The 23,732-nt window shown below is 67.9% G+C and carries 23 protein-coding genes and 4 tRNA genes; 22 read left to right on the top strand and 5 right to left on the bottom strand.

What is annotated here, in order from left to right; all coding sequences use genetic code 11:
* Nucleotides 1-27: 27 nt before the first annotated feature.
* Both AAEX57_RS05510 and msrB read right to left on the bottom strand, forming a co-directional pair.
* On the bottom strand, nucleotides 28-1,158 hold the full coding sequence (locus tag AAEX57_RS05510) for a hypothetical protein (protein WP_342091503.1): 1,131 nt from the start codon (nucleotides 1,156-1,158) through the stop codon (nucleotides 28-30).
* Nucleotides 1,159-1,301: 143 nt separating this feature from the next.
* A complete protein-coding gene (gene msrB, locus AAEX57_RS05505; protein WP_342091504.1) occupies nucleotides 1,302-1,742 on the bottom strand; it encodes a peptide-methionine (R)-S-oxide reductase MsrB in 441 nt (146 codons plus the stop codon).
* Between the two features lie 49 nt (nucleotides 1,743-1,791).
* On the opposite strand from msrB, the gene AAEX57_RS05500 reads away from it, so the two are divergent.
* Complete coding sequence (locus AAEX57_RS05500; RefSeq protein ID WP_342091505.1) at nucleotides 1,792-2,844, top strand: DNA polymerase domain-containing protein; 1,053 nt, start codon at nucleotides 1,792-1,794, stop codon at nucleotides 2,842-2,844.
* A 183-nt stretch (nucleotides 2,845-3,027) separates the two neighbouring features.
* A complete protein-coding gene (locus AAEX57_RS05495) occupies nucleotides 3,028-3,882 on the top strand; it encodes a PPK2 family polyphosphate kinase (RefSeq protein WP_446721108.1) in 855 nt (284 codons plus the stop codon).
* A gap of 105 nt (nucleotides 3,883-3,987) precedes the next feature.
* On the opposite strand, the gene AAEX57_RS05490 is transcribed toward AAEX57_RS05495, so the two are convergent.
* Together AAEX57_RS05490 and AAEX57_RS05485 are read right to left on the bottom strand one after the other, a co-directional pair.
* On the bottom strand, nucleotides 3,988-4,779 hold the full coding sequence (locus tag AAEX57_RS05490; protein ID WP_342091507.1) for a sirohydrochlorin chelatase: 792 nt from the start codon (nucleotides 4,777-4,779) through the stop codon (nucleotides 3,988-3,990).
* Between the two features lie 470 nt (nucleotides 4,780-5,249).
* Nucleotides 5,250-5,321, bottom strand: a tRNA-Val gene (locus AAEX57_RS05485).
* Between the two features lie 573 nt (nucleotides 5,322-5,894).
* On the opposite strand from AAEX57_RS05485, the gene AAEX57_RS05480 reads away from it, so the two are divergent.
* The 19 genes from AAEX57_RS05480 to AAEX57_RS05390 all read left to right on the top strand — a co-directional run bounded on the left by AAEX57_RS05480 (nucleotide 5,895) and on the right by AAEX57_RS05390 (nucleotide 21,689).
* Nucleotides 5,895-5,967 (top strand) — tRNA-Gly (locus AAEX57_RS05480).
* Nucleotides 5,968-6,011: 44 nt separating this feature from the next.
* Nucleotides 6,012-6,082 (top strand) — tRNA-Cys (locus AAEX57_RS05475).
* A gap of 1 nt (nucleotide 6,083) precedes the next feature.
* A tRNA-Val gene (locus AAEX57_RS05470) sits at nucleotides 6,084-6,158 on the top strand.
* A gap of 187 nt (nucleotides 6,159-6,345) precedes the next feature.
* A complete protein-coding gene (gene thrS / locus AAEX57_RS05465; RefSeq protein ID WP_342091508.1) occupies nucleotides 6,346-8,364 on the top strand; it encodes a threonine--tRNA ligase in 2,019 nt (672 codons plus the stop codon).
* Nucleotides 8,365-8,366: 2 nt separating this feature from the next.
* On the top strand, nucleotides 8,367-8,942 hold the full coding sequence (locus AAEX57_RS05460) for an HIT family protein (protein ID WP_342091509.1): 576 nt from the start codon (nucleotides 8,367-8,369) through the stop codon (nucleotides 8,940-8,942).
* Nucleotides 8,943-8,949: 7 nt separating this feature from the next.
* A complete protein-coding gene (gene pgsA / locus AAEX57_RS05455) occupies nucleotides 8,950-9,666 on the top strand; it encodes a phosphatidylinositol phosphate synthase (protein WP_342091510.1) in 717 nt (238 codons plus the stop codon).
* 5 nt (nucleotides 9,667-9,671) lie between these two features.
* Nucleotides 9,672-10,502: an LpxL/LpxP family acyltransferase gene (locus AAEX57_RS05450; protein ID WP_342091577.1), complete on the top strand. Its 831-nt coding sequence runs from the start codon at nucleotides 9,672-9,674 to the stop codon at nucleotides 10,500-10,502.
* A 10-nt stretch (nucleotides 10,503-10,512) separates the two neighbouring features.
* Nucleotides 10,513-11,763, top strand: coding sequence for a glycosyltransferase family 4 protein (locus tag AAEX57_RS05445; RefSeq protein WP_342091511.1), 1,251 nt, complete (start codon nucleotides 10,513-10,515; stop codon nucleotides 11,761-11,763).
* Complete coding sequence (locus tag AAEX57_RS05440) at nucleotides 11,760-12,389, top strand: CDP-alcohol phosphatidyltransferase family protein (RefSeq protein WP_342091512.1); 630 nt, start codon at nucleotides 11,760-11,762, stop codon at nucleotides 12,387-12,389. Before AAEX57_RS05445 ends, AAEX57_RS05440 begins: the two co-directional genes overlap by 4 nt.
* On the top strand, nucleotides 12,386-13,183 hold the full coding sequence (locus AAEX57_RS05435; protein WP_342091513.1) for a DUF881 domain-containing protein: 798 nt from the start codon (nucleotides 12,386-12,388) through the stop codon (nucleotides 13,181-13,183). The genes AAEX57_RS05440 and AAEX57_RS05435 overlap by 4 nt, the downstream gene beginning before the upstream one ends.
* A gap of 48 nt (nucleotides 13,184-13,231) precedes the next feature.
* On the top strand, nucleotides 13,232-13,564 hold the full coding sequence (locus tag AAEX57_RS05430; RefSeq protein ID WP_342091514.1) for a small basic family protein: 333 nt from the start codon (nucleotides 13,232-13,234) through the stop codon (nucleotides 13,562-13,564).
* Nucleotides 13,557-14,300, top strand: a complete 744-nt coding sequence (locus tag AAEX57_RS05425; protein ID WP_342091515.1) for a DUF881 domain-containing protein — start codon at nucleotides 13,557-13,559, stop codon at nucleotides 14,298-14,300. Before AAEX57_RS05430 ends, AAEX57_RS05425 begins: the two co-directional genes overlap by 8 nt.
* Before the next feature lie 108 nt (nucleotides 14,301-14,408).
* Entirely contained in the window at nucleotides 14,409-14,795 is a 387-nt protein-coding gene (gene gcvH / locus AAEX57_RS05420) for a glycine cleavage system protein GcvH (protein ID WP_342091516.1), read from the top strand.
* A gap of 121 nt (nucleotides 14,796-14,916) precedes the next feature.
* Nucleotides 14,917-15,426 carry an FHA domain-containing protein gene (locus AAEX57_RS05415; protein WP_342091517.1) on the top strand — a complete coding sequence of 170 codons (510 nt, stop codon included), beginning with the start codon at nucleotides 14,917-14,919 and terminating at the stop codon, nucleotides 15,424-15,426.
* Complete coding sequence (ftsR, locus tag AAEX57_RS05410) at nucleotides 15,426-16,139, top strand: transcriptional regulator FtsR (RefSeq protein WP_342091518.1); 714 nt, start codon at nucleotides 15,426-15,428, stop codon at nucleotides 16,137-16,139. Before AAEX57_RS05415 ends, ftsR begins: the two co-directional genes overlap by 1 nt.
* Before the next feature lie 35 nt (nucleotides 16,140-16,174).
* Nucleotides 16,175-16,654 (top strand): bifunctional nuclease family protein, encoded by a 480-nt coding sequence (locus tag AAEX57_RS05405; RefSeq protein ID WP_342091519.1) that lies wholly within the window; start codon nucleotides 16,175-16,177, stop codon nucleotides 16,652-16,654.
* Nucleotides 16,655-16,870: 216 nt separating this feature from the next.
* Nucleotides 16,871-17,464 carry a MerR family transcriptional regulator gene (locus AAEX57_RS05400; RefSeq protein WP_446721101.1) on the top strand — a complete coding sequence of 198 codons (594 nt, stop codon included), beginning with the start codon at nucleotides 16,871-16,873 and terminating at the stop codon, nucleotides 17,462-17,464.
* 61 nt (nucleotides 17,465-17,525) lie between these two features.
* Complete coding sequence (gcvP, locus tag AAEX57_RS05395; RefSeq protein WP_342091520.1) at nucleotides 17,526-20,390, top strand: aminomethyl-transferring glycine dehydrogenase; 2,865 nt, start codon at nucleotides 17,526-17,528, stop codon at nucleotides 20,388-20,390.
* Nucleotides 20,391-20,624: 234 nt separating this feature from the next.
* Entirely contained in the window at nucleotides 20,625-21,689 is a 1,065-nt protein-coding gene (locus tag AAEX57_RS05390; protein ID WP_342091521.1) for a YhjD/YihY/BrkB family envelope integrity protein, read from the top strand.
* A gap of 262 nt (nucleotides 21,690-21,951) precedes the next feature.
* Here AAEX57_RS05390 and AAEX57_RS05385 read toward each other — a convergent pair whose 3' ends face one another.
* Nucleotides 21,952-23,184 (bottom strand): pyrophosphate--fructose-6-phosphate 1-phosphotransferase, encoded by a 1,233-nt coding sequence (locus AAEX57_RS05385; RefSeq protein WP_342091522.1) that lies wholly within the window; start codon nucleotides 23,182-23,184, stop codon nucleotides 21,952-21,954.
* A gap of 134 nt (nucleotides 23,185-23,318) precedes the next feature.
* Here AAEX57_RS05385 and AAEX57_RS05380 point away from each other — a divergent pair, with 134 nt between their 5' ends.
* On the top strand, nucleotides 23,319-23,720 hold the full coding sequence (locus AAEX57_RS05380; RefSeq protein ID WP_342091523.1) for a hypothetical protein: 402 nt from the start codon (nucleotides 23,319-23,321) through the stop codon (nucleotides 23,718-23,720).
* Nucleotides 23,721-23,732 lie beyond the last annotated feature (12 nt).

Raw genomic sequence — 23,732 nt, 5'->3', positions numbered from 1 at the left:
GTCGACGTGCACCGTCGACCCGGGAGGTCAGCCGATCGGCTGGCAGCTGGTCCAGCCCGCTTCCACCCGGCAACCAGCGATCTCGGTGCCGCCCAGGGGCCGGTAGCTGATCACCACGCCGGTGGCATCCAGCTCGCTGTCGGTGATCATCCCCGGCACGGGCACGGTCTGCTTCGGGGTGCCGTCCAGGGAGAAGATCGCCACCGCGTCCGCCAGCTGGCGACCCTCGAGGGCGAAGGCGTGGGCGCTGGTGAATCCCAGGTTGCGCCCGGGGCGGGCGAAGAACATGTCGGTAACGACGTGCCGGGTCCCGGCCCAGTCATAGAGCCACTCCTCGCCACCGATGCCACCCTCGGTGCCGTTCAGTCGCAGCCAGAAGCCCGGCTTGCCCTGTCGGCTGACCTCGCCCGAGGCCAACTCCTGGGAGGTGGTCTTGCCGGTCGCGAGGTCCAGGTGCCAACCGCGCAGTTCGGCCCCGTCCTCGGTCCACACGTCCACCCGGGAACCGCTCATCCCGACGTGCCAGGCGGCGCCGTCGATCGACGCGTAGCGCACCGCCCGAGAGCCCTTGCCCACCCAGATCTCGTTGATGCCGTTGAGGCTGGAGGCGTAGACCGGCTTCCTTTTCCACGTGCCGATCTGCACCAGCGGACCGATGGGCTTCGGCGCGGCCGCTCGGCTGGCGGTCGAGGTGGCGGTGCGGGTCTGGCCGGCGAGCCGGACGGTGCCCTTGATGGTTGCGGCGGTGCGACGGGCAACCGCCGACCAGCCGGTGAGGGTCACCCGTGCCCCCGCCATGGCCGCCGTCGGGGTGATCTCGACCACCGCCCGCGTGGCGGTGCATGTGCGGGTGCGGATCGGGGCGGCCGTCCAGGTGCCGCCGCTCTGGTAGCCGGCGCCCAGATTGGCGCAGTCGATGGTGCGGGGGCTGGTGACCGTGAATCGGATCGGCTTCTGCAGGGCTGACTGGGTCAGTGCGGGGGTGGCGACATACCAGTGCACATTGTCCGCCTGGTTGACCCACCGGTCGGGGGCGGAGAAGGCGGCCCAGGCGCTGGCCTGGCCCAGATCGGTGCCGGCCGCCCGCGCTGGGGTGGCCGGGCTGAGGGGGAGTAGGAGGCTGCTCAGGCTGACGACGGTGATGGTGATGCGACGCATGTCGATACTTCTCCTGGGGTGATGCCGGCCCCGGCGACGCCAGTGCCCCCGCGGTCCGGCAGCCATCACGCTAGTGCCGCGTCAGCGCCTCTGATAAGGCGCATAAATTCATCACCCGCGACAGCCGCCCGGATCCGCCGGGTTCAGTCCTTTTCCTGCAGGGTAAGGCAAACGGAGTTGATGCAGTAGCGCAGGTCGGTGGGCGTGTCATAGCCCTCGCCCTTGAACACGTGCCCCAGGTGAGAATCGCACGCGGCGCAGCGCACCTCGGTGCGCGGGCGTCCCGGAATGGAGTCGTCATCCAGGTAGACCACCCGGTCCTCGGCCAGCGGCGCGAAGAAGCTCGGCCAGCCGCAGTGCGAGCCGAACTTCTCGTCGCTGCGGAAGAGTTCGGTGTTGCAGGCACGGCAGCGGTAGACGCCTTCGGTGGTGGTGTCGGTGTATTCGCCGGTGAAGGGCTGCTCGGTGCCGGCCTGGCGCAGTACCTGGTATTCCAGATCGTCCAGTTGCGCACGCCACTCGGCTTCGGTCTTGACGATCTTGCCGACGGGTGCCAGCTCGTTCTCGGGGGTGTCATTGCTCATGGCGACGAGGGTACCCGCCCCCAGCCAACGCTTCGCCTAGGCTGGGGCCATGCCCAAGAGTGACGCCGTGATGCTGGAGGTGGATGGCCGCGAGGTGCGCCTCTCCAGCCCCGACAAGGTCTATTTCCCGGAGCTGGGGCTGACCAAACTGGATCTGGCGCGCTATGTGATGGCCGTTGGGCCCGGCATGCTGGCGGCGCTCCATGGCCGTCCTACGACGATGGAGCGCTGGCCCGGCGGCGTGGTGGAGGGTGCTGTCCTGGCAACCCGGGCCGACGGCCGGGGCGACGCCTTCTACCAGAAGAAGGCACCCAAGGGCCTGCCAGAGGGGGTCCAGACCGCAACCGTGACCTACCCGTCAGGGCGGACCGCCCAGCAGGTGACCCCCACAAGCGTCGCGGATCTGGTGTGGATGCTGAACCTGGGCACGCTGCGCTTCCATCCCTGGCCGGTGACCGCGCCCGACACGGAACACGTGGACCAGTTGCGGATCGATCTTGATCCCCAACCCGGGACCGACGTCGGTGACGCCGCCCGGGCTGCCCTCGAACTGCGTGCGGTGCTCGGCGACGTCGGCCTGCAGGGCTGGTGCAAGACCTCCGGCGGGCGTGGCCTGCACGTCTTCTGCCGCGTGCAGCCAGCCGATTTCATCGATGCCCGACATGCCACCATCGCCATCGGACGCGAGCTGGCGCGCCGACTGCCGGAGCTGGTCACGGTGAACTGGTGGAAGGAGGAGCGCGGCGAGCGGATCTTCGTCGACTTCAACCAGATGGCCCGCGACCGGCTGATGGCCAGCGCCTATTCCATCCGGCCGGTGCCCAGCGCGCAGGTCTCCGCGCCGCTGGACTGGGATGAGGTTGCGACGGTCGATCCCGCCGCCTTCACCGTGCAGACCATGCCCGGGCGCTTCGCGGATCTCGGGGATCTGTGGGAGCCGCTGTACGCATCGCAGCGGGGCAGTCTGGCCACGGCGCTGGAGTGGTACCGCCGGGACGAGCAGGCGGGGGAGGGGGAGCTGCCCTACCCGCCGGAGTACCCGAAGATGGCGGGGGAGCCGCCCCGGGTGCAGCCCTCCCGGGCCAAGAAGGCGTCGGGCTGACCGGACATTCACAAGGGGTGATCCCGTCAATTTCTTGAGCGCGGACTGAACTTTTCCGAACCGATGGTGAACTTTTGGTGACGAGGGCGCCCGTTTGGGGCCAGAATGGCCCGCATGGCAAAGGCATCGAAGAAGAAGTCCGAGAGCGGCAAGTCCGCCAAGAAGTCCAGCTCCAAGAACGCGGTGGTCGGCAAGGACACCTCCCTGCGGGAACTGCTACGGATCCCGCAGGGGCCCGTGTCGATGGACTCCTTGGACGCCGACTCCGCCCCGGGCTACCCCGGCAAGGGCAAGGCCGATGCACCCGAGTACGCGGCAGAGATCGAGGCCCGGCTGAGCGACCTGCAGGAGCGGCTGTACGCCAATGGGCGCGAGGATCCCAAGGCACCCAAGGTGCTGGTGATCCTGCAGGGCATGGACACCTCCGGCAAGGGCGGCGTGATCCGGCACGCCATCGGCATGGTCGATCCGCAGGGCGTCGCGCTCAAGGCCTTCAAGTCCCCGACGGCCGAAGAGCGCAAGCACACCTTCCTGTGGCGGATCAAGCAGGCCCTGCCCGGCGCCGGCATGATCGGCATCTTCGACCGGTCCCAGTACGAGGATGTGCTGATCGTGCGCGTCGACGAGCTGGTCCCGGTGGAGGAGTGGGAGAAGCGCTACGACCAGATCAACAAGTTCGAGGCGGATCTGGTGGCCGACGGCGTCAAGGTGGTCAAGTGCTTCCTCAATGTCAGCCGCGACGAGCAGAAGGCCCGGCTGGTGGAACGCCTGGAGAACCCCGAGAAGTACTGGAAGTACAACCCGGGGGACGTGGATTCCCGCAGCAAGTGGCCGGCGTACATGCAGGCCTATGCGGATCTGCTGGAGCGGTGCAACACCGACGACGCTCCGTGGTATCACATCCCGGCGGACAAGAAGTGGTACCGCAACTGGGCTGTTGCCCAGATCCTGCTGGAGACCCTGGAAGAGATGGATCTGGCCTGGCCAGAGGCCGATTTTGACGTCGCCGAAGAGCTGGAGCGGGTCAACAAGAGCTGAGGCCCACCGCGACGCATGGACGACGGGGCGGCACCCATCGGTTGGGGTGCCGCCCCGTCGTCGTGTACGTGGGAGAGTGTGCGTAGACCCCACGCCGGTGCGATCTCAGATCGCGTGGTGCGCCTCGTCGTCCAGCTGCTGGTTCTGCGGCAGTTCGGCATCCAGCAACTCCATGGCGGCAAAGACGTAGCGTGCCATCACCAGATCCAGGATGAACTCGTGGTCACCCATCGGGGCAGAGACCGCCTCGACACCGGCCGCGAGGGCCGACTCACGCATGGCGTGGTAGTTCTCGTCGGCCGAGATGTAGAAGCTGCCGACGGCGACATGACGGCGACCCTGCGAGCGCAGCGCGGCCACCGCCTGGGCGACGTTGGCACCACTACCGTCATTGCAGGCGACGACGCAGGGGAGCTTGTGGTGCGCGGACCACTGCCGCGCCCGCCGGGCCAGCAGCGCATTGCCGCGGGTGTCGCCGGCCTCCGGAGCCGAGAGCACCAGGCCGTCGAGCTCCACGGCGTGGGTCTGGCGCAGCGCCTCCCGCAGGCGGGCGTCGAGCACATTCAGCAGGTCGGTGGCCGGGCCGAGCGGACGAGCCAGGGTCATCGCCACCTGGGGGTGCAGGGCGCGGACACGCTCCAGCATGCCGGTGGCCTGCTCACAGACCTCGACGGCGTGGGTCAGGTCGAGCGGAACAAAGACCATTTCCTTCACGCCCCGGGCGGCCAGGGCCGAGACGACCGCCGGCCCCGACGGGGGACACTTGTCCAGGAAGGCAAGGCCGATGTTGAGCTCGCGACGGCTCTGCTGCATCTGCATGCGCAGCTGATGGATCGTGCTGGTCATCTCCGGCTGTGCGGAGCCGTGGGCCAGGAGGATCAACGCCGGAGCAGTCATGTCAGAGCCTTCGTTCGGGGAATGGAATCTCGGGCGGCTCCATTGCCGTACCGCCACACTGACCTTCTGGAAGGCTCCACCGCAAGCAAATGCCCAAATAGTAAGACGCCGTTTCAGATTTCGGATGGTTTCGGCCCTTCAGGGGCCGTTCAGGAGGTGAAACAATTCCCGCGCACGGCCCCCTTGGGCCGAAGGATCGCGTCACCTTGAGCTGGGAGCATCCGCAGGATCACCGGCAAAGGCTGGAGAATGAGACGCAAATCCGCTGTTTACAGAAATTTTTCCAGACCGAGTGCCGGGCATCGGGCTGCGACAGGTCTTTTTGCGGCTCCAGTGGCGCCACGGCGTGAACTTCTCCTGCCGCATGCCACAAGGCTCAATGTCTGGGACTGGGGCCCACGAAATGGACAACCATACCGGGGAAACATGAGACGGGCCACCGGCCGTGCGCCGGTGGCCCGTCTGTGCGGTGGGCGATACTGGGTTCGAACCAGTGACCTCTTCGGTGTGAACGAAGCGCGCTACCACTGCGCCAATCGCCCTTGCGAGAAGAAACAGTAGCGGGTGTTTTCCCACTCCACAAATCGGCCTCGCGTCGGGCCGACCGACAGAGCGGGTGATGGACCGGAAAGCTCCAGGTGAACGGCCCGTGAAGCCCCGGTTGACCTGCCCGCTTCTTTCCCGCGTGGAACGGGCACCCAGCGCAAGCCCTCGTCGCCGGAGCCCGACCCCCGTGCCGCACTGTGAGCCTCGCGGTGTTGCGACGACCCCCGCCAGTCGGAGTCGAGGTGTCTCCGACGGGGTCAGAGTGCACCACGAGGGTCGGGGCGGTCCGTCGGACCCAAGATCGCCCCGCAGGGCCAGACGTCAGCCCGATGCCCGTCTGACGCCCCGGTGGCGTCGTGTCAGACAACCAGCCGGTGAACGACGGGTGAATCACGCCCATGTGACTCTCGATTTGCACTGCACGAAAACCCTCCGCTAATGTTCTCAACGCACCGCTTCGGGGGGCAGCTCACAGGAGCAGGAAGCCGAAACGAGGATTTGGCAGGGATCGCAAGATCCGATAGAGTTCTCTGGTGCACAGCGCGGGACGCAAGCCCCGGGCAACACATGCGGACGTGGCTCAGTTGGTAGAGCATCACCTTGCCAAGGTGAGGGTCGCGGGTTCGAATCCCGTCGTCCGCTCGGAGAGGCTCTCGCCCCATCCATCGGTGAGGACTCATCTTCACGGTGGAGTGGCCGAGAGGCGAGGCAACGGACTGCAAATCCGTGTACACGGGTTCAAATCCCGTCTCCACCTCGGGCGGCTGGCGCAGTGGTAGCGCGCTTCCCTGACACGGAAGAGGTCACTGGTTCAAACCCAGTGTCGCCCACCAGCACGAAATGGCTCCTGCCAAGTTGAGAGACTTGGCAGGAGCCATTTCGCATCACCCGCCGGGAGTCCAGGGCCGCCCGGCGGGGCTGCGACGAGCACTCGTCGGGATCGGGCAGAATGAGCACGTCCGAATTCCGGCGCCCGTCCCCAGTCTGGGCGTGCGTCACCGCTGAAAGGAAGTACCCCCCGTGTCAGTCACCATCACCGTCGAGCGAGCAGGTCAGCGAGCCGAGCAGGTGATCGAGACCACCACCACGGGGCTTGACCTGTTTGGTGAGGACCGCTCGATCGTCGCCATGCACGTCAATGGGGAGACCAAGGATCTGGCCGCCCAACTGAACGACGGCGACGTCGTCGAGCCGGTCGAGATGACCAGCGACGAGGGCCTGTCGATCGTGCGGCACTCCTGCGCCCACGTCGCCGCCCAGGCCGTGCAGAACCTCTTCGTCGACGCCAAGCTGGGCATCGGCCCGCCCATCACCGACGGCTTCTACTACGACTTCCAGTGCGATCCGCTCACCCCGGAAGATCTGAAGGCGATCGAGAAGCAGATGCAGCGGATCGTCAAGGAACGGCAGAAGTTCGTCCGTCGGGTGGTCACCGAGGACGAGGCCGTCGAGGCGGAGAAGCGCGAGCCCTTCAAGCTGGAACTGATCCAGGACAAGGGCGGCAGCAATGACGACGATGGCTCGTCGGTGGAGGTGGGCGGCGCCGAGCTGACCATCTACGACAACGTCCGACGCGACGGCAGCGTCGCCTGGTACGACCTGTGCCGTGGCCCGCACGTGCCGCACACCGGCTACATCAACGCCTTCTCGCTGACGAAGTCCAGCGCCGCCTACTGGCGCGGTGACCAGGCCAAGGCCCACCTGCAGCGCCTCTACGGCACCGCGTGGGCAAGCAAGGAAGATCTCAAGGCCTACCAGCACCGGATGGAGGAGGCCGCCAAACGGGACCACCGCAAGCTGGGCGCCGAACTGGACCTCTACTCCTTCCCGGAGACCTTGGGCGCCGGCCTGCCCGTCTTCCACCCCAAGGGTGGCGTGATCGTGCGGGAGATGGAGGACTACGTCCGCCAGGCGCACATCGAGAACGGCTTCCAGTACGTCAAGACGCCGCACATCACCAAGGAAGACCTCTTCTACACCTCCGGCCACCTGCCCTACTACGCCGAGGGCATGTTCCCGGCGATGGACGACGACGGCACCCAGTACCGCCTCAAGGCGATGAACTGCCCGATGCACAACGAGATCTTCCGCAGCCGCGGCCGGTCCTACCGTGAACTGCCGCTGCGCCTGTTCGAGTTCGGCACCGTCTACCGCAACGAGAAGTCCGGCGTGCTGCAGGGCCTGACCCGGGTGCGCTCCATCACCCAGGACGACTCGCACAGCTATGTGGCCGCCGAGCAGGCCCCCGACGAGATCAAGCACCTGCTGAACTTCGTGCTGAAGCTCCTGCGCGACTTCGGTCTGGACGACTTCTACCTGGAGTTGTCCACCCGCGACGAGGATGGCAAGAAGAAGGACAAGTTCATCGGCTCGGATGAGCAGTGGGCCACCGCCACCGAGATCCTGCGCCAGTGCGCCGAGGAGTCGGGTCTGGAGTGCGTGCCGGATCCGGGTGGCGCCGCCTTCTACGGCCCGAAGATCTCCATCCAGGCCAAGGATGCGATCGGCCGCACCTGGCAGATGTCCACCATCCAGTACGACTTCAACCAGCCGGAGCGCTTCGGCCTGCAGTACACCGCCAGCGACGGCAGCCACCAGCAGCCGGTGATGATCCACTCGGCCAAGTTCGGTTCGATCGAGCGCTTCCTGGGCGTGCTGGTGGAGCACTACGCCGGGGCCTTCCCGGTCTGGCTGAGCCCAGTGCAGGTGATCGGTATCCCCGTCGCCGCCGAGTTCAACGACTACCTCTCCGGTGTGCTCGCGGAGCTGGAGCAGCGCGGCGTGCGGGTGGAGATGGACGCCTCCGACGACCGTTTCCCGAAGAAGATCCGCAATGCGACCAAGCTGAAGGTGCCCTTCATGCTGATCGCCGGCGGGGAGGATCGCGACTCGAATGCGGTCAGCTTCCGCTTCCGTGACGGCTCACAGCGCAATGGCGTGCCGGTGGCCGAGGCCGCCGACGAGATCGTGGCGTGGATCTCCTCGCGTCGCAATGACAGCCCGACGGCTGCCGAACCGGCAACGGACGAGCAGGCCTGATCATGGCCGAGGATCCCCGGCTGACGGATGCCCGGCTCGAGTTCTCGGACTCGATGTCGGGCGTCCCCGACGCCTTCCAGCGGCTCTGGACGCCGCACCGGATGGCCTACATCAAGGGCGATTCCAAGCCGGCCGATGCCACCGAGAAGCAGTGCCCTTTTTGCGTGAAGCCGCAGGTGGGGGACAGCGACGGGTTGATCGTGCACCGCGGCGAGACCTGCTTCGTCGTGATGAACCTGTTCCCGTATTCGCCGGGACACCTGCTGGTCTGCCCCTACCGGCACATCAGTTGGTACACCGACGCCAACGAGGCCGAGGTGGCGGAGATGTCCGCGCTCACCCGGACCGCGATGGATGTGCTGATGCAGGTCTCCCACCCGGCGGGTTTCAACATCGGGATGAACCAGGGTGCGGTGGCCGGGGCCGGGATTGCCGCGCACCTGCACCAGCACGTGGTGCCCCGCTGGCAAGGAGACTCGAACTTCCTGCCGATCATCGCCCAGACCAAGGCCGTGCCGCAGTTGCTGGAGGACGCCCGCGTCGCCCTGGCCGAGGCCTGGCCCACCACGAAGGACTGATCCACCCATGGTTGAACGCCTGCGCAAGGGCTATGCCGCCGCCATGACCCCCGCCGCCCGGCTCTTCATGGCGCTGCGGATGACGCCGGACATGGTGACCTGGCTGGGCACCCTGCTGGTGGTCGTCGTCTCGCTGTGGCTGGTGCCAGCGGGCTACCTCTGGCAGGGCGCGCTGGCCATCACCTTCTGCGTGCTGACCGACGGCGTCGACGGGCAGATGGCCCGGATGATGAACCACAAGTCGGCCTACGGCGCCTTCCTGGATTCGACGCTGGACCGGGTGGCCGACGGCGCGATCTTCGGCGCGGTGGCGCTCTACTACGCCGGCCAGGGCGATTCGGTGCTGTGGAGCGGGCTGGCGCTCGGCGCCCTGGTGATGGGGCAGGTGACCAGCTATGCCAAGGCGCGTGGCCTGGCGCTGGGCTTCAAGGTGTGGGGCGGGCTGGCCGCCCGCGGCGACCGGCTGCTGGTGCTGCTGGTGGGCATGTTGCTGGCCGGTCTGGGCGTGCACCGGGCGATGCCGATCGCGCTGTGCTATCTGCTGTTCGCCAGCAGCTGGACGGTGCTGCAGCGGATGGGGCAGGTGAAGAAGCAGGCCCGGGAGGCGGAGGCCGCGGGGATCGAGATGGTGGATCCGCAGGCCACCGTCGCCGCGGAGCATGCCGACCAGCAGAGCCTGCACCTCAAGGAGCGCGCCGCCCGCCGGGAGCGTGGCTCGGCGTGAGCCGGATGAGTCTGGCGTTGGCGGTGGCGGGCCGGATTCCGTCCGCCGCCTGGCGCCCGACCACCCGGGCGGCCGCGGCCCTGGCGGCGCGACGCCCACCGAAGGCGCTGCGTCAGTGGCAACTGAATGCGCAGGCCGCGACCGGCATCTTCCCGAGCCGACGCGAGACCGCCGAGGCCGGCGCCTCCTGGGCCCGCAACCTGTTTGAGTCCGCCCAGTTGGAGCGCTGGAGCAACGACGACGTGCTGCGCACCGTGCTGATCTCCGACGCCGACCGTCAGCGGCTGGTGGGGGCGCACCGCAACGGCGGCGCGGTGATCGGGCTGCCGCACATGGGCTCCTGGGATCTGGCCGGCGCGTGGGCCTGCCTGAACGGGCTGCCGGTCTCCACCGTCGCGGAACAGATCCCCGAGTTCGACTACTTCGTGCGGGTGCGCGAGGTGCTGGGGATGAGGGTCTACGGCCACCGGGATCGGCAGGCCGTCGCCAAACTGGAGGCGGACCAGCGAGCCGGACGGATGGTCTGCCTGGTCACCGATCGTCGGGTCGGGCGTGGGGGAGTCCCGGTGCTGTGGCCGACGCCGTCCGGGCCGCTCGAGGTGCGGATGCCGGCCGGGGCCGCCCGGCTGGCGCTGGAGACCGGCTCCACCCTGCTGGGGATCGCCTGCCACTACCAGGGGGATCGGATGCGGCTGGTGGTCTCCGAACCGCTGGTGGGCGACGACGCGCAGGCCCTCACCCAGCAGCTGGCCGACTTCTTCGCCGGCCAGGTGCGGCAACGCGTCGTGGATTGGCATGTGCTGGTGCCCTTCTTCCCCGAGGTGGTCGCATCATGAACGTGTCACGATGAGCGACAGCCTGCGGGTGGGGCTGGTCTGTCCCTATTCCTTCGATCGGCCCGGCGGAGTGCAGAACCACATCATCGGGCTGGCCGGCTGGCTACGCGCCCACGGGCACAGCGTCGGGATCCTGGCCCCGGGACGGGCCGAGCCCGGTGTGCTGGAGCGGGCCGGGGTGCGCGCGGAGGACTTCACCTCGGCCGGGCCAGCCTTCCCCGTCGCCTACAACGGATCGGTGGCGCGGATCAACTTCGGCCCGTCGGTGGCGCTTCGGGTGCGCGAATGGCTGGCCGACGGTTATTTCGACCTGGTGCACCTGCACGAGCCGATGACCCCGTCGGTCTCCCTGCTGGTGCTGGGCCAGACCCGGTTGCCGGTGGTGGTCACCTTCCACACCGCCACCCCCGGCTCGCGCGCCATGGAGCTGGCCTACCAGGTGCTGCCGCAGGCCGCGAGCCGGATCGACGAGGCGATTGCGGTCTCCCCGGCCGCCGCGGAGGTGGCCGAACGCTATTCGGGCCTGCGCTGCACCGTGATCGGCAATGGGATCGACGTGGCCAGCCATCCCTGTGCCCCGTGCGACGGCCTGTGGCGTGGCGGGCAGCGGCCCCGGATCACCTTCATCGGTCGTTATGACGAGCCCCGCAAGGGGTTGCCGGTGCTGCTGGAGGCACTCCCGGCCATCCGACGCCTGCATCCGGATCTGGACGTCCTGGTGATCGGGCAGGGCACGCACCGCACCGTGCCCGGCGTCCGTTTCGTCGGCCCGCTGCCGGACGAGCAGCGCAATGCCGTCCTGGCCAGCAGCGACGTCTATGTCGCGCCCCAGACCGGCCGGGAAAGCTTCGGCATCGTGCTGCTGGAGGCCATGGCCTCCGGGGCGCCGGTCGTAGCCTCCGGGCTGGCCGCCTTCCGGGACGTGTTGACCGACGTGGATGGGCAGATCGGGGAGATTTTCGACGTCAATGACCCCGACGATTTGGCGAGGGCGGTACTGCGCAGCCTCGCCCGGCCCCGCGACGACCAGCTCCAGCGCGGGCGGCGACGGGCGGAGGCTTTCGGCTGGGATGCCCTGGCCCCCCAGATCCTGGAGGTCCACCACCGCGCCATCGCCGAGGCACCGCCCCGGGCCAGCACCCGCAGCCTGGTGCACCAGGCGCTGCGGGAGGGTGTGGCTCCCGCCCGGGTCAGCGTTGCCCGCACGCGTCAGCTGACCCACCGTCGTCGCTTGCACCGATCGCCTAGGCTGTGGCCGTGAGCAGCCCAAACCGCGTCCCCGACGACGTCACCACCGTCGGGCCCAGCTACGACACCGACCGGGTGCTCACCATCCCCAACCTGCTGAGCTTCCTGAGGCTGATCGGGGTACCGCTGTTCGTCTGGCTGATCCTGGGCCCGCACGCCGACGGCTGGGCGGTGGCGTTGTTGATGTTTGCCGGCTTCAGCGACTGGCTGGACGGCTACCTGGCGCGCGCCTGGCACCAGACGTCGCGGCTGGGGCAGATGCTGGACCCGGTGGCCGACCGGCTCTACATCGCCTCCACCCTGGTGGCCCTGGCCATTCGGGACATCATTCCGTGGTGGCTGGTGCTGCTGCTGGTCGCGCGGGACGTGCTGATGGTGGGTCTGGTGCCCTTGCTGCGCACCCGCGGCTACACCAGCCTGCCGGTGCACCTGATCGGCAAGGCCGCCACCTTCTGCCTTCTCTACGCCTTCCCGATGGTGCTGCTGGGGGAGGGCGACTCCCCGGTCAGCCTGGTCTGCAAGGTGCTCGGCTGGGCCTTCGCCATCTGGGGCACCGCACTGTACTGGTGGGCCGGGCTGCTCTACGTCCGCCAGACCTGGCACCTGATGCAGACGCCGCGCGCGCCCCGCCCGTCATGACCACGCCGACGGTGACCGGCCAGCCTCGCCGTCCGGACGCCAGCATGGACCTGCTGGCGGTGATCCAGCGCAATGCGGTGGATCCGGACTACCACCGCGCCGCCGCCAGCGGAAGATCCCCGGCCAGGCCGGGGCTCCGCGCCGTCGGGCTGGGCCTTGCCGCCGCACTGATTGCGATGGCAGCGGCCCAGACCCACAGCTCGTTGCCCGGAGCCCAGCAGGAACGCGCCGAACTGATCCAGCGGGTCCGCACCGCGGAGAGCAGCCAGGACGCGCTGCAGGAGACCGTCGCCCTGCAGGATGCCGAGGTGCGTGAGCTGCAGCGGTCTGCCCTGCCCCGCGGTGCGGAAGACGTCGGCCTGCAGGTGCGCTCGGGCTCGGTTCCGGTTTCGGGGCCGGGGATCAGCATCAGCATCGACGACGCGGAACCCGCCGGCCACGCCGAGCCCGCCCGGGTCACGGACCAGGACCTGCGACGTCTGGTCAATGGCCTGTGGCAGGCCGGCGCCGAGTCGATCAGCATCAACGACCACCGGATCACCTCGCGGACCGCGATCCGTTCGGCCGGCTCCGCGATCACCGTCGACTACCGTTCGCTCCAGCACCCCTACCGGGTGGAGGCGATCGGTGATCCGCGCAGTCTTGGCTCCGCGTTGGCCAACACGCCCGGCGGTCAGTGGTGGAGTTTCCTCAAGGACAACTATGGCCTGCGCTACCGGGTGAGCACCGCGGAGCGGCTGACGCTGCCGGCTGACCCCGGTCTGGCCGTGGAGCTGGCGCGCGTGGAACGGTGACATCCTTGGCGTGGACAATGTGGCAGACATGGTGAACGGAGAACAAGGATGATTGCGCTGTTGGGGCTGCTGGTGGGTGTGGCCTTGGGCCTGTGGCTGGAGCCCAGCCTGCCCGCGGCCCTCCAGCCCTACCTGCCGATCGCCATCGTCGCCTCGCTGGATGCCCTCTTCGGTGGTCTGCGGGCCTATCTGGACGACGTCTTCTCCGACCGGGTCTTCGTGGTCAGCTTCATCTCCAATGTGCTGATCGCCGCCCTGATCGTGTGGGTGGGTGACCTGATCGGCGTCGGATCCCAGCTGTCCACCGCCGTGGTCGTGGTGCTTGGGATCCGGATCTTCACCAATGCGGCCGCCATCCGACGGGCCCTGATCCATGCCTGAGCGTCCGCCGGGGCGGCAGGCCTCCGTCTGGCACCGGATCGGGCGAGACCTGTTGCGCCCCAGTCGCAGCCAGTTCCTGGTCGCCGGTGTGCTCTGCCTGAGCGGGCTGTTGGTGGTCACCCAGCTCACCGGGGTCGATGACCAGGACACGTACTCCAGCATGCGCCGGCAGGATCTGGTGCAGCTGCTCGACCAGCTCAATGCCGAACACGACCGGCTGACCGATGAATCCCAGCGCCTGGAGCGGACCAAGGAGAAGCTGGTCTCGGGCGCCGACGCGCGACGGGTGGCCGCCGCCGAGAACCAGAAGCGACTGGACCAGATGGGGATCCTGGCCGGAAGCCTGGCCGCCAAGGGGCCCGGCATCCGGATCACCATCGTCGACCCACAGCAGAAGGTGGGCCCCGACGTGCTGCTCGACGCCGTGGAGGAGATGCGTGACGCGGGGGCCGAGGCGATCGAGATCAATGACCAGGTGCGGGTGGTGGCCCAGACCTGGTTCTCCCGCAGCGGCCAGCAATTGGTGGCCGACGGTCAGCCGGTGAACAGCCCGATCACCATCGACGTGATCGGCGAGCCACATGCGCTCGAGGAGGGTGCGCGCTTTCGCGGCGGTCTGGTAAGCCAGGTCCAGGCCGAGACCGTGGGCGGCAAGGTGGCGATCTCCCGGCTCGACGAGGTGCAGATCGGCTCCTTGCGCCAGACCACCACGCCGCAATGGGCCAAGCCTGCCTGACCAGCCCGAATGGCTGGCCCAATGCTCGTGCCGACGGCCCGGGAGCGTTAGGCTAGGCCTCGCCACTCCCGGCCACAGCCGGGGAGACCTTGCGAAGGAGCGATCTCGATGTCCCGTTTTCCGGAGGATCTGAAGTACAGCGAAGACCACGAGTGGGTACGCGCAGGCAACGGCTCGACCGTGCGGATCGGCATCACCGAATACGCCGCCCAGGCCCTGGGCGACATCGTCTACGTCTCCCTGCCGAATGTGGGCGAGGAAGTGGCCGCGGGGGATTCCTGTGGTGAGCTGGAGAGCACCAAGAGCGTCTCCGACGTGTTCACCCCCGTCGCGGGCGTCGTCACCGCGACCAACGAGAGCCTCAGCGATGCTCCGGAGACCGTCAATGCCGATCCCTATGGCGACGGCTGGCTGTTCGAGATCGAACTCGTGGCCGATTCCGACACCGATTCCCTGATGGACTCGGACGCCTATCAGGAGTTGGTCGGCGAGTGATCCGGGGGAGTGTCCCCGCAACTGACACAATGACCCTGTGGCCTGCCGGTAGTCTTGGCACGCCCAGTAGAGCCCGACTTCCGTGACGCGCGTCGCGGACAGGCAGATGGAGAGCTGAGACATGGAATGCACCCGTTGCGGCCATCAGGTTGAGTCCGACGCAAATTTCTGTTCGAACTGTGGCGAGCGAGTCGTCACCCGCGACGGCGCACCGGCCGAGGTTCCCGGTGACAGCACCCGGATGATTCCCGTCGTGACCGAGGTCACCAGCACCTTGGAGCTGGGCCCCGACGATCTGGCGGCCGTCAGCGCGCTGCCCGTCGAGCACGCCCTGCTGATCGTGGAGCGTGGGCCGGGCGCCGGCGCCCGCTACCTGCTCGATGCCGACGAGGTCAGCGTCGGCCGGCACCCCGATTCGGACATCTTCCTGGACGACATCACCGTCTCCCGGCACCACGTCAAGTTCCTCAAGACCGATCAGGGCTGGTCGGTCGCCGACCAGAACAGCCTGAATGGCACCTATGTGAACCGGACGCTGGTGGACGGTCAGGCGCCGCTGCGTCAGGGCGACGAGGTGCAGATCGGCAAGTTCCGGATGATCTTCTTCGTGAGTGAGCCTGGTCTGCGCTGATGGCCCAGCCCCTGCGATCCATTGGTCAGGTGCTGGCCATCCTGAAGGTGGAGTTTCCCGACGTCTCGATCTCCAAGATCCGTTTCCTGGAGAGCGAGGGGCTGCTCGCACCCGAACGGGCACCATCCGGTTACCGTCGCTATGCCCAGAGCGACATCGACCGGTTGCACTACATCCTCACAGTGCAGCGTGACCACTACCTGCCGTTGAAGGTGATCCGGGAACACCTGGAGATGATGGATCGCGGAGAACAGCCCCCCAATCTGGAGGCCCCCGCCCCGGCGGCGCCGCCAGCACCCTTGTCCGACGTGCCGACCACCCGGCCCGAGGCAGTGGGCAACCGCCCCAAGGGGGGTCGCAAGCCCATCCGGCTGACTCGTCGGGAACTGATCGCCGCCTCCGGCATCAGCGAACAGATCCTGCTGGATCTGGAACGTCAGCAGCTGGTGCTGCCGCGCCGGCAGTCCAGCTTCTACGGCCGGGAGGCGCTCACCATCTGCGTGGTCGCCCGCAAGCTGCAGCTCTACGGCCTGGATTCGCGCCACCTGAGGGCCATCAAGCAGTCGGCGGAGCGGGAGGCTGGCCTGGTGGAACAGGCCGTGCAACCCTTCCTGCGTCGGCACAACAGCCAGGCGGCGGAAGCGGCGCGCGAGGTCACCCAGTTGGTGATCCACGCCCACGCCGCCATGATGCACTCCTTGATCGAACGCTGATCCGCCTCCACGACCGGCGAGCTAGGGTGAGGACCATGCGGGAACTTGACGTGATCGGCGTCCGGGTGGACGTCCCCTCCAATGCTCCGATCCTGCTGCTGCAGGAGGTGGGCGGCAGCCGGGTGATCCCGATCTGGATCGGCGCCTCGGAGGCGTCCGCCATCGCCAACGCCCTGGAGGGCGTGGTGCCACCGCGCCCGCTGACCCACGACCTGCTGGCGGAGATCCTCGCCGCGCTGGGGCACACTCGGATCAGTGCCCGGATCACCCAGATGGAGGAGGGCCCGGAGGACGGCGGCATCTTCCACGCCGAGTTGGAGATCGACGGCCATGTCATCTCCGCCCGGCCGTCGGACGTGGTCGCCCTGGCCGTGCGCAGCGGCATCGTGATCACCGCACCGGAGGAATTGTTGGAACGCGTGGGGGTGGAGCTGGAGCAGCCCGCGCAGGACGAGGTGGAACGTTTCCGGGAATTCCTCGATTCGGTCACCCCGGATGACTTCGAGGAGTCATAACCGCTGGCCACAGGCCACTCTCAAGCCCCACTTGAGCCCGCAGTCGGATCATCGCCCCTAGTCATCGGCCCTCCAGGGAAAGTCTCAACCCACTCTCAACCATTCGGCGTGTTCGTTGCCCCGCCCCCGCCCGGCGCATTAGCGTCGGGGCCACAGACGTGAAACTACAGCGCTGTCGGCAGCTCGGCATGGTCGGTGGTGAAAGGGCGGGACGTGATGAACCAGGCGGACGACAGTTCGGCGCTGCGGGATGCCGCGTTCGGCCAGGATGACCTGTTCGCACAGGAGGCGCTCTTCGACGGTGATTTCTCGCCCCTGCCGGAGGATCTCGGTTTCCGCGGACCCGTCGCCTGCAAGGCCGCCGGGATCACCTACCGCCAGTTGGACTACTGGGCGCGCACCGGCCTGGTTGCCCCGGAGATCCGGGGAGCGGAGGGATCCGGCACCCAGCGGCTCTACTCCTTCCGCGACATCCTGATGCTCAAGGTGATCAAGCGCCTGATCGACGCCGGGATCTCGCTGCAGCAGATCCGCGTCGCCATCGACCACCTGCGCCAGCGTGGGGTACAGGATCTGACCCAGGTCACGCTGATGAGCGACGGGATCAGCGTGTACGAGTGCACCAGCGACCACGAGGTGGTGGACCTGCTGCGCGGCGGGCAGGGCATGTTCGCCATCGCGCTTGGCGGAGTCTGGCGAGACATCGAGGGCAGCCTGAGCGAGCTGCCCACCGAGCGGGCCGAAGAGAACGCGTCGGCGTCCGCGCCCGATGAAGTGCCTCACCAGCGCCCTGTTCTGCGCGCCGTCTGAGCCTACGCACGGGTGCCGGGGCGGCCTGTTGGTGACCGGGGGCAGCCGCTAGTGTGAGGACATGGTCACCAACCCTTCGGCACACATCTTCAGCACCCGGCACATTGGCCCGAATGGCGAGGAACAGCAGCAGATGCTGGCCGCCTTGGGGCTCGAGAACCTGGAGGACCTGGCGCAGGCGCTGCCCGAACGGATCCGGCTCGACGCGGAGCTGGACCTGCCTCCGGCCTACACCGAGAGCGCGGTGCTCGACGAACTCAGGGCCCTGTCCGAGCTGAACAACCCCCGGCGCGCGATGATCGGCATGGGCTACCACGGCACCATCACCCCGCCCGTCGTCCGGCGCAATGTGCTGGAGAATCCGGGCTGGTACACCGCCTACACCCCCTATCAACCCGAGATCAGCCAGGGCCGGCTGGAGGCCCTGATCAACTTCCAGACCATGATCAGCGATCTCACCGGAATGGCCATCGCCGGCTCATCGCTTCTGGATGAGGGCACCGCGGTCGCGGAGGCCATCGGGGTGGCTCGTCGCGCTTCCCGCAAGGGCGGTGTGGTGCTGCTCGATGCCGACCTCCTGCCCCAGTCGGCGGCGGTGGTTCGCACCCGCGGATCGGCTCTGGGCTGGCAGGTGGAACAGGCCGACGACCTGGTGGCCGCTCTGCAACAGCACGAGGCCTTCGCCGTCGTCGTCCAGGTGCCCGGCACCAGCGGCCGGATCCGCACCCCGGAAGAACTGACAGCCATCGCCGACAAGGCGCACGAGAATGGCGTCACCGTGATCGCCGCCGCGGATCTGCTGGCCCTGACCCGGCTGGAGTCGCCCGGCCACTGGGGAGCGGACGTGGCCGTCGGCTCCAGCCAGCGCTTCGGCGTACCGCTCTTCTACGGCGGCCCGCACGCCGGTTACATCGCGGTGCGCGCCGGGCTGGAACGCTCCTTGCCCGGCCGGCTGGTCGGCGCCTCGGTGGATGCCGATGGCACCACCGCCTACCGGCTGGCCCTGCAGACCCGCGAGCAGCACATCCGTCGGGAGAAGGCCACCAGCAACATCTGCACCGCCCAGGTGCTGCTGGCCGTCACCGCCAGCATGTACGCCGTCTACCACGGCCCCCACGGGCTGCGTGGCATCGCCGACGCCATCCACGCCAACGCCCGCAGCCTGGCGGCCGGCCTGCGCCGGGCCGGCTTCGAGCTGGCCACCGAGCACTTCTTCGACACCCTCACCGTGAGCACGCCCGGCCGAGCCACCGAGCTGGTGGCCGCCGCGCGGGAGAAGTGGGTGCACCTGCGGCTGGTCGACGCCGACCACGTCGGGATCAGCGTGGGGGAGGACACCGACGAGGGCACCCTGACCGCCGTCGCGGAGGTCTTCGGGGCGACGCTGGCCGAGGAGGGGCTGGGGGACCTGGCCGGTCACCAGCGCGCCGAGGACTACCTGCTGCACCCGGTCTTCAACAACTACCACTCCGAAACCCTGATGCTGCGCTACCTACGCGCCCTCAGCGACCGGGACTTCGCGCTGGATCGCGGCATGATCCCGCTGGGCTCGTGCACCATGAAACTCAATGCCGTCGCCGAGATGGAGCCGATCAGCTACCCGGGTTTCGCCAACCTGCACCCCTTCGCCCCCGCCGAGGACGCCCGCGGCTATGCCGAGATGATCGGCCGACTGGGGCACTGGCTGGAGACCATCACCGGGTACGACCGCGTCAGCCTGCAGCCCAATTCCGGTGCGGCCGGCGAGTATGCCGGACTGATGGCGATCCGCGGTTACCACCTGTCCCGCGGCGACGAGCAGCGCACCGTCTGCTTGATCCCGTCCTCGGCGCACGGCACCAATGCCGCCTCCGCCGCCATGGCCGGGATGAAGGTCGTCGTGGTCAAGGCCCTGGCCGACGGATCGATCGACATGGCTGACCTGCGGGCCCAGGTGGACAAGCACCGCGACGAGTTGGCCGCGATCATGGTGACCTACCCGTCCACCCATGGCGTCTACGAGGACACCATCACCGAGCTGTCAGAACTGGTGCATCAGGCCGGCGGCCAGGTCTACGTCGACGGCGCCAACATGAATGCGTTGACCGGGCTGGCCCGTCCGGGAAAGTTCGGCGGCGACGTCAGCCACCTCAACCTGCACAAGACCTTCGCCATCCCGCACGGCGGCGGTGGCCCCGGCGTCGGCCCGATCGGTGTTCGGGAGCACCTAGCGCCCTTCCTGCCGAACCATCCCCTGGTTGCCGAGGCCGGGCCTGCCACCTCGATCGGTCCGGTGTCCTCCGCACCGTGGGGCTCGGCCGGCGTGATGCCGATCTCCTATGCCTACATCGCCATGATGGGTGCCCAGGGGCTGCGCGAGGCCACCCTCACTGCCATCCTGAACGCCAATTACATCGGCAAGCGCCTGGAGGGGCACTTCCCGGTGCTCTACGCCGGGGCCGACGGCCGGGTGGCGCACGAGTGCATCCTTGACCTGCGGCCGATCACCAAGACCAGCCACATCAGCGTCGACGACGTGGCCAAGCGCCTGGTCGACTACGGCTTCCACGCCCCGACCATGAGCTTCCCGGTGGCCGGCACCCTGATGGTGGAACCCACCGAGAGCGAGAGCAAGTACGAGCTGGATCGCTTCTGCGACGCGATGATCGCCATCCGCGACGAGATCGCCACGGTGGAGTCGGGGGAGTGGGATCTGGCCGACAACCCGCTGGTCAACGCCCCGCACACCCTGGCCCGGGTGACCGCCGACGAGTGGAACCACCCCTACAGCCGTACGGTGGCCGGCTATCCCGCCGGACGGCACACCGGGCCGCTGGCCGGCGTCGGGCAGGACAAGTACTGGCCCGCCGTCGCGCGGATCGACGGGGTGCAGGGTGACCGGAACCTGGTCTGTTCCTGCCCACCGATCGAGAGCTACCAGGACTGAGAAGCTGCGCCTGAACCTGCCAGGTCAGCCCTCTACAGGCTCGGGGAGCGCGGTTCGACAGGCTCGGGAACCGCGGTGACGCAACCACGATGGCCGAGCCTGTCGAGGCCCCTCTTTCCGGCTCGGTCGGCGCGTGGAAGATGAGCCGACGCCGCGGGCCCGCTACCCTCGTGGGGACGATGTCTTTGCAAACCCCGCCAGGGTGCGGGCGGTTGGTCGGCGTGAGGGGGCTCGATGGGGCTGTGGAGGTGGCTGAAGCGCACCGCGTGGTCGGCTCACCTGATCCGCGCCAATGACCGCTTCCAGAACCGCATGGGCAACCAGCTGGCCGGTGGCATCACCTACTTCTCGGTGCTGACCCTGGTACCGGCATTGATGTTCGCCTTCAGTTTCCTGGGCTGGACCCTGACCGTGTACCGCACCGACTGGCTGGTGAAGCTCACCAACCGGGCGGTGCAGGAGGTGGGTGCCATCGCCGGCGGCAAGCTGGCGATCAACCAGATCAACCGGGCCCTGAACAACTGGCCCAATGTGCTGTTGATCGCCGTCCCGGTGGCCGCCTATTCCGGGTCTGGTTGGATGGGCAACCTGCGCGGCGCCGTGCGAGCCCAGTGGCGCCCCGAGTTCGACATGAGCCCGCCCGGCCGCAACTGGTTGGCGGAACGCTTCGTGAACCTGATCTACTTCCTGGCGCTGATCGGGGCTCTGGCGGTCTCCTTCACCATCGTCACGCTGGCCGGCAATTTCGCGGATCGGGTGCTGGTGTGGCTCGACGTGGAACAGTCCTCGCAGGTGGCCACCGGACTGAAGCTCGGCGCCATGGCCCTGACCGTCGTGCTTTCCACCCTGCTCTTCTGGTTCCTCTTCCACGTCCTGCCGCAGTACCAGGCCCCGCTGAAGGACCTGCTCAAAGGCTCGCTGATGTCCGGCGTCGCCATGACGGTGCTGCTCTACGGCACCACCCAACTGATCGGCTGGTTCAGCCAGAGCCTGTCCACGGTGGTCTTCGGCAACATCATCATCGTGATGCTCTTCTTCAACCTGTTCGCCCGGCTGATCCTGTTCGCGGCGGCGTGGATCGCCACGAGCTACCAGCCCGCCATTCCGCGCAAGTACTCGGAAGTGGACCTGCCGCTGCGTCGTCGCTCCGACGTCATGACCGTTCCCGGCCATTGGGAGGCCGCGGAGGCCGCCCGGCTGAGCGACGAGAAGATCAAGCAGCGGGAGAAGCTGGCCCGGGAAGAGGCCAAGCGGCTGGAGAGCGAGCACAAGCGGCACCGCAAGATCTTCAAGGTCTGAATCCGGGGCCTCGACAGGTTCGGCCACCGTGCTGGCGTCCCTGCTCAGCTCACGCCGCCCCAAGTACCGATCCGATTCGGTGAGGAACGAACCGTGAGCTTCCCGGGCAAGCAGGCGACGAAGGAGCCGGTGCGCTTGCCCGGAAAAGGCAGGAACGGAGCGAAGCGACTCCAGAAAAAAGAGAACCCGGCCACCGGAGAACCGGCAGCCGGGCACTCTCACCACCATGACTCAGGGGGTTGGGGGCGGAACGCCCCCAATGTCAGTGCTCGGGCAGGTGCTGCACCGGCTTGGGCTCGCCCTGACCGATGGTCGTCAGCATCTCGACGAACCAGGGCTGGGTGATGTCGAAGGCCTTGCCACCCTTGATCCGCTTGAAGTCGATGGCGCTCAGCACGTCACCGGCCTCCTCGTCCTGGCCGATCACGCCGGGCTTGCCAGCCAGGGCGGAATCGACGGCCAGATCGGTGCACTGCTTGATCAGGGTCAGATCGGCGTCGTTGGCGGCGGCGGCGCGGCTGTAGTAGCCGGACTTCTGCACCATGACCTTCTCGGCCTTGAGCAGCTTGGCGAACTGGTCACCGAACCACTTGCCGGGGTTCACCTTGTCCAGCTTGACGTGGCCGAAGGGGTCACGCGGCACCTCTTCGCCGGCCTTCTCCATCTCGGCAATGATCGATTCCAGACCGGCCCCCTCGGAGAGGAAGATGGTCACATTGCCCACCTCGTCCATCACCTTGTTCAGCCGCTCCGCTTCCGCGGTCAGATCGATCTCGGCCTCCGGCACGTACACGGCGTGCACATCCCAGGCTTCCTTGGACAGGCCGATCTCCGGCACCCAGGTCTCGACCGAGTCGAGCCACTCGCGGTACTTCTGGGCGGTGGCGGCGGTCAGCCAGCCACAGTTACGCCCCATCACCTCGTGCACGATCAGCATCCGGGAGCCGGAGTTGTGCTCGCCGATGATGTTGCGGGCGAAGCCGGCGCCCTGCTCGGCGGCGGTCCAGGCACCCAGCGACTGCTTGATCGGGATGACGTCGTTGTCAATGGTCTTGGGCAGGCCGACGACGGTCAGCTCGTAATTGTTCTCGTGCAGGAAGGCGGCCAGGTCGGCGGCGGTGGTGTTGGTGTCGTCGCCACCGATCGTGTGCAGCACGTCGACGCCGTCTGCGACCAGCCGGTCGGCGGCAACCTTCAGCGGGTCCTCGCCCTCCTTGACCAGGCCGCGCTTGACCAGGTCCGCGGCATTGGTCAGCTTGACCCGGGAGTTGCCGATCGGCGAGCCACCGTACTGGTGCAGGATGGCGGCGTTCTCACGAACGGCGGGGGTCACGGTGAAGTAGTCACCCTTCAGCAGGCCCTGGTAGCCGTGCTTGTAGGCGATGATCTCGACGTCGGGGGCAACCTCGGTGTAGCGCTCGATGAGACCGCCGACGGCAGACGACAGACACGGGGCGAAACCGCCCGCGGTGAGCAGCGCAACCTTCTTGACCATGTTGGTCCAGACCTTTCGTAGAAGACTTGTGCCCTCAGCCTAGCCGCCGCCGGCCGCACGCACAGGCGCAGGGCCGGTCCGCCTGACACCCCTGAGACTCGTCATAGCGCACCGGACGCTGCCAGACTCCGCGCATGGACAGGACTCGCCGACGACACGACGATCGGGGCGTCAGCATCTCGGTGCTGACCACCGCCGTGATGATGGCCGTCTTCCTGGTGGCCGGGCTCGTGGTGGACGGCACGGCGCAGGTGCGGGCGCATCGACAGGCCGAGGTGGTTGCGGCTCGGGCCGCGCGTTCCGGAAGTGACGCCGGCGCGGCCTATCGGCTGGTCGGCCAGGCCGGTACCGCCGAGGCCGTGACGGCGGCGCGAGCGGTGCTGGCCGCCGAGGGAATCGAGGGTGACGTGTCCGCCCACGAGGGCCGGATCGTCGTCGATACCAGGGTGAGAACCGCCACCACTTTCCTGTCCCTGCTGGGCATCGGCAGCCTCTCCGCCGAGGGCAGCGCCAGCGGCGAGCTCAAGCGGGTCTGAGCGTCGGTCCAT

This window comes from Luteococcus sp. H91, assembly GCF_038433135.1.
Classification (GTDB): Bacteria; Actinomycetota; Actinomycetes; order Propionibacteriales; family Propionibacteriaceae; genus Luteococcus.
The sequence above is the reverse complement of the archived record's forward strand: the minus strand, read 5'-3'. Positions and strand labels throughout refer to the sequence as shown.

Bases quoted from the DNA above. Each gene is read 5' to 3' on its own strand.
- AAEX57_RS05435 (WP_342091513.1), top strand. From the start codon at position 12,386: ATGACCACGCCGACGGTGACCGGCCAGCCTCGCCGTCCGGACGCCAGC.
- AAEX57_RS05500 (WP_342091505.1), top strand. From the start codon at position 1,792: ATGCCCAAGAGTGACGCCGTGATGCTGGAGGTGGATGGCCGCGAGGTG.
- AAEX57_RS05415 (WP_342091517.1), top strand. From the start codon at position 14,917: ATGGAATGCACCCGTTGCGGCCATCAGGTTGAGTCCGACGCAAATTTC.
- AAEX57_RS05390 (WP_342091521.1), top strand. From the start codon at position 20,625: ATGGGGCTGTGGAGGTGGCTGAAGCGCACCGCGTGGTCGGCTCACCTG.
- AAEX57_RS05430 (WP_342091514.1), top strand. From the start codon at position 13,232: ATGATTGCGCTGTTGGGGCTGCTGGTGGGTGTGGCCTTGGGCCTGTGG.
- AAEX57_RS05510 (WP_342091503.1), bottom strand. From the start codon at position 1,158: ATGCGTCGCATCACCATCACCGTCGTCAGCCTGAGCAGCCTCCTACTC.
- AAEX57_RS05445 (WP_342091511.1), top strand. From the start codon at position 10,513: ATGAGCGACAGCCTGCGGGTGGGGCTGGTCTGTCCCTATTCCTTCGAT.
- msrB (WP_342091504.1), bottom strand. From the start codon at position 1,742: ATGAGCAATGACACCCCCGAGAACGAGCTGGCACCCGTCGGCAAGATC.
- pgsA (WP_342091510.1), top strand. From the start codon at position 8,950: ATGGTTGAACGCCTGCGCAAGGGCTATGCCGCCGCCATGACCCCCGCC.
- AAEX57_RS05425 (WP_342091515.1), top strand. From the start codon at position 13,557: ATGCCTGAGCGTCCGCCGGGGCGGCAGGCCTCCGTCTGGCACCGGATC.
- AAEX57_RS05460 (WP_342091509.1), top strand. From the start codon at position 8,367: ATGGCCGAGGATCCCCGGCTGACGGATGCCCGGCTCGAGTTCTCGGAC.
- gcvP (WP_342091520.1), top strand. From the start codon at position 17,526: ATGGTCACCAACCCTTCGGCACACATCTTCAGCACCCGGCACATTGGC.
- gcvH (WP_342091516.1), top strand. From the start codon at position 14,409: ATGTCCCGTTTTCCGGAGGATCTGAAGTACAGCGAAGACCACGAGTGG.
- AAEX57_RS05450 (WP_342091577.1), top strand. From the start codon at position 9,672: ATGAGTCTGGCGTTGGCGGTGGCGGGCCGGATTCCGTCCGCCGCCTGG.
- AAEX57_RS05380 (WP_342091523.1), top strand. From the start codon at position 23,319: ATGGACAGGACTCGCCGACGACACGACGATCGGGGCGTCAGCATCTCG.
- AAEX57_RS05400 (WP_446721101.1), top strand. From the start codon at position 16,871: ATGAACCAGGCGGACGACAGTTCGGCGCTGCGGGATGCCGCGTTCGGC.
- ftsR (WP_342091518.1), top strand. From the start codon at position 15,426: ATGGCCCAGCCCCTGCGATCCATTGGTCAGGTGCTGGCCATCCTGAAG.
- AAEX57_RS05405 (WP_342091519.1), top strand. From the start codon at position 16,175: ATGCGGGAACTTGACGTGATCGGCGTCCGGGTGGACGTCCCCTCCAAT.
- AAEX57_RS05385 (WP_342091522.1), bottom strand. From the start codon at position 23,184: ATGGTCAAGAAGGTTGCGCTGCTCACCGCGGGCGGTTTCGCCCCGTGT.
- AAEX57_RS05490 (WP_342091507.1), bottom strand. From the start codon at position 4,779: ATGACTGCTCCGGCGTTGATCCTCCTGGCCCACGGCTCCGCACAGCCG.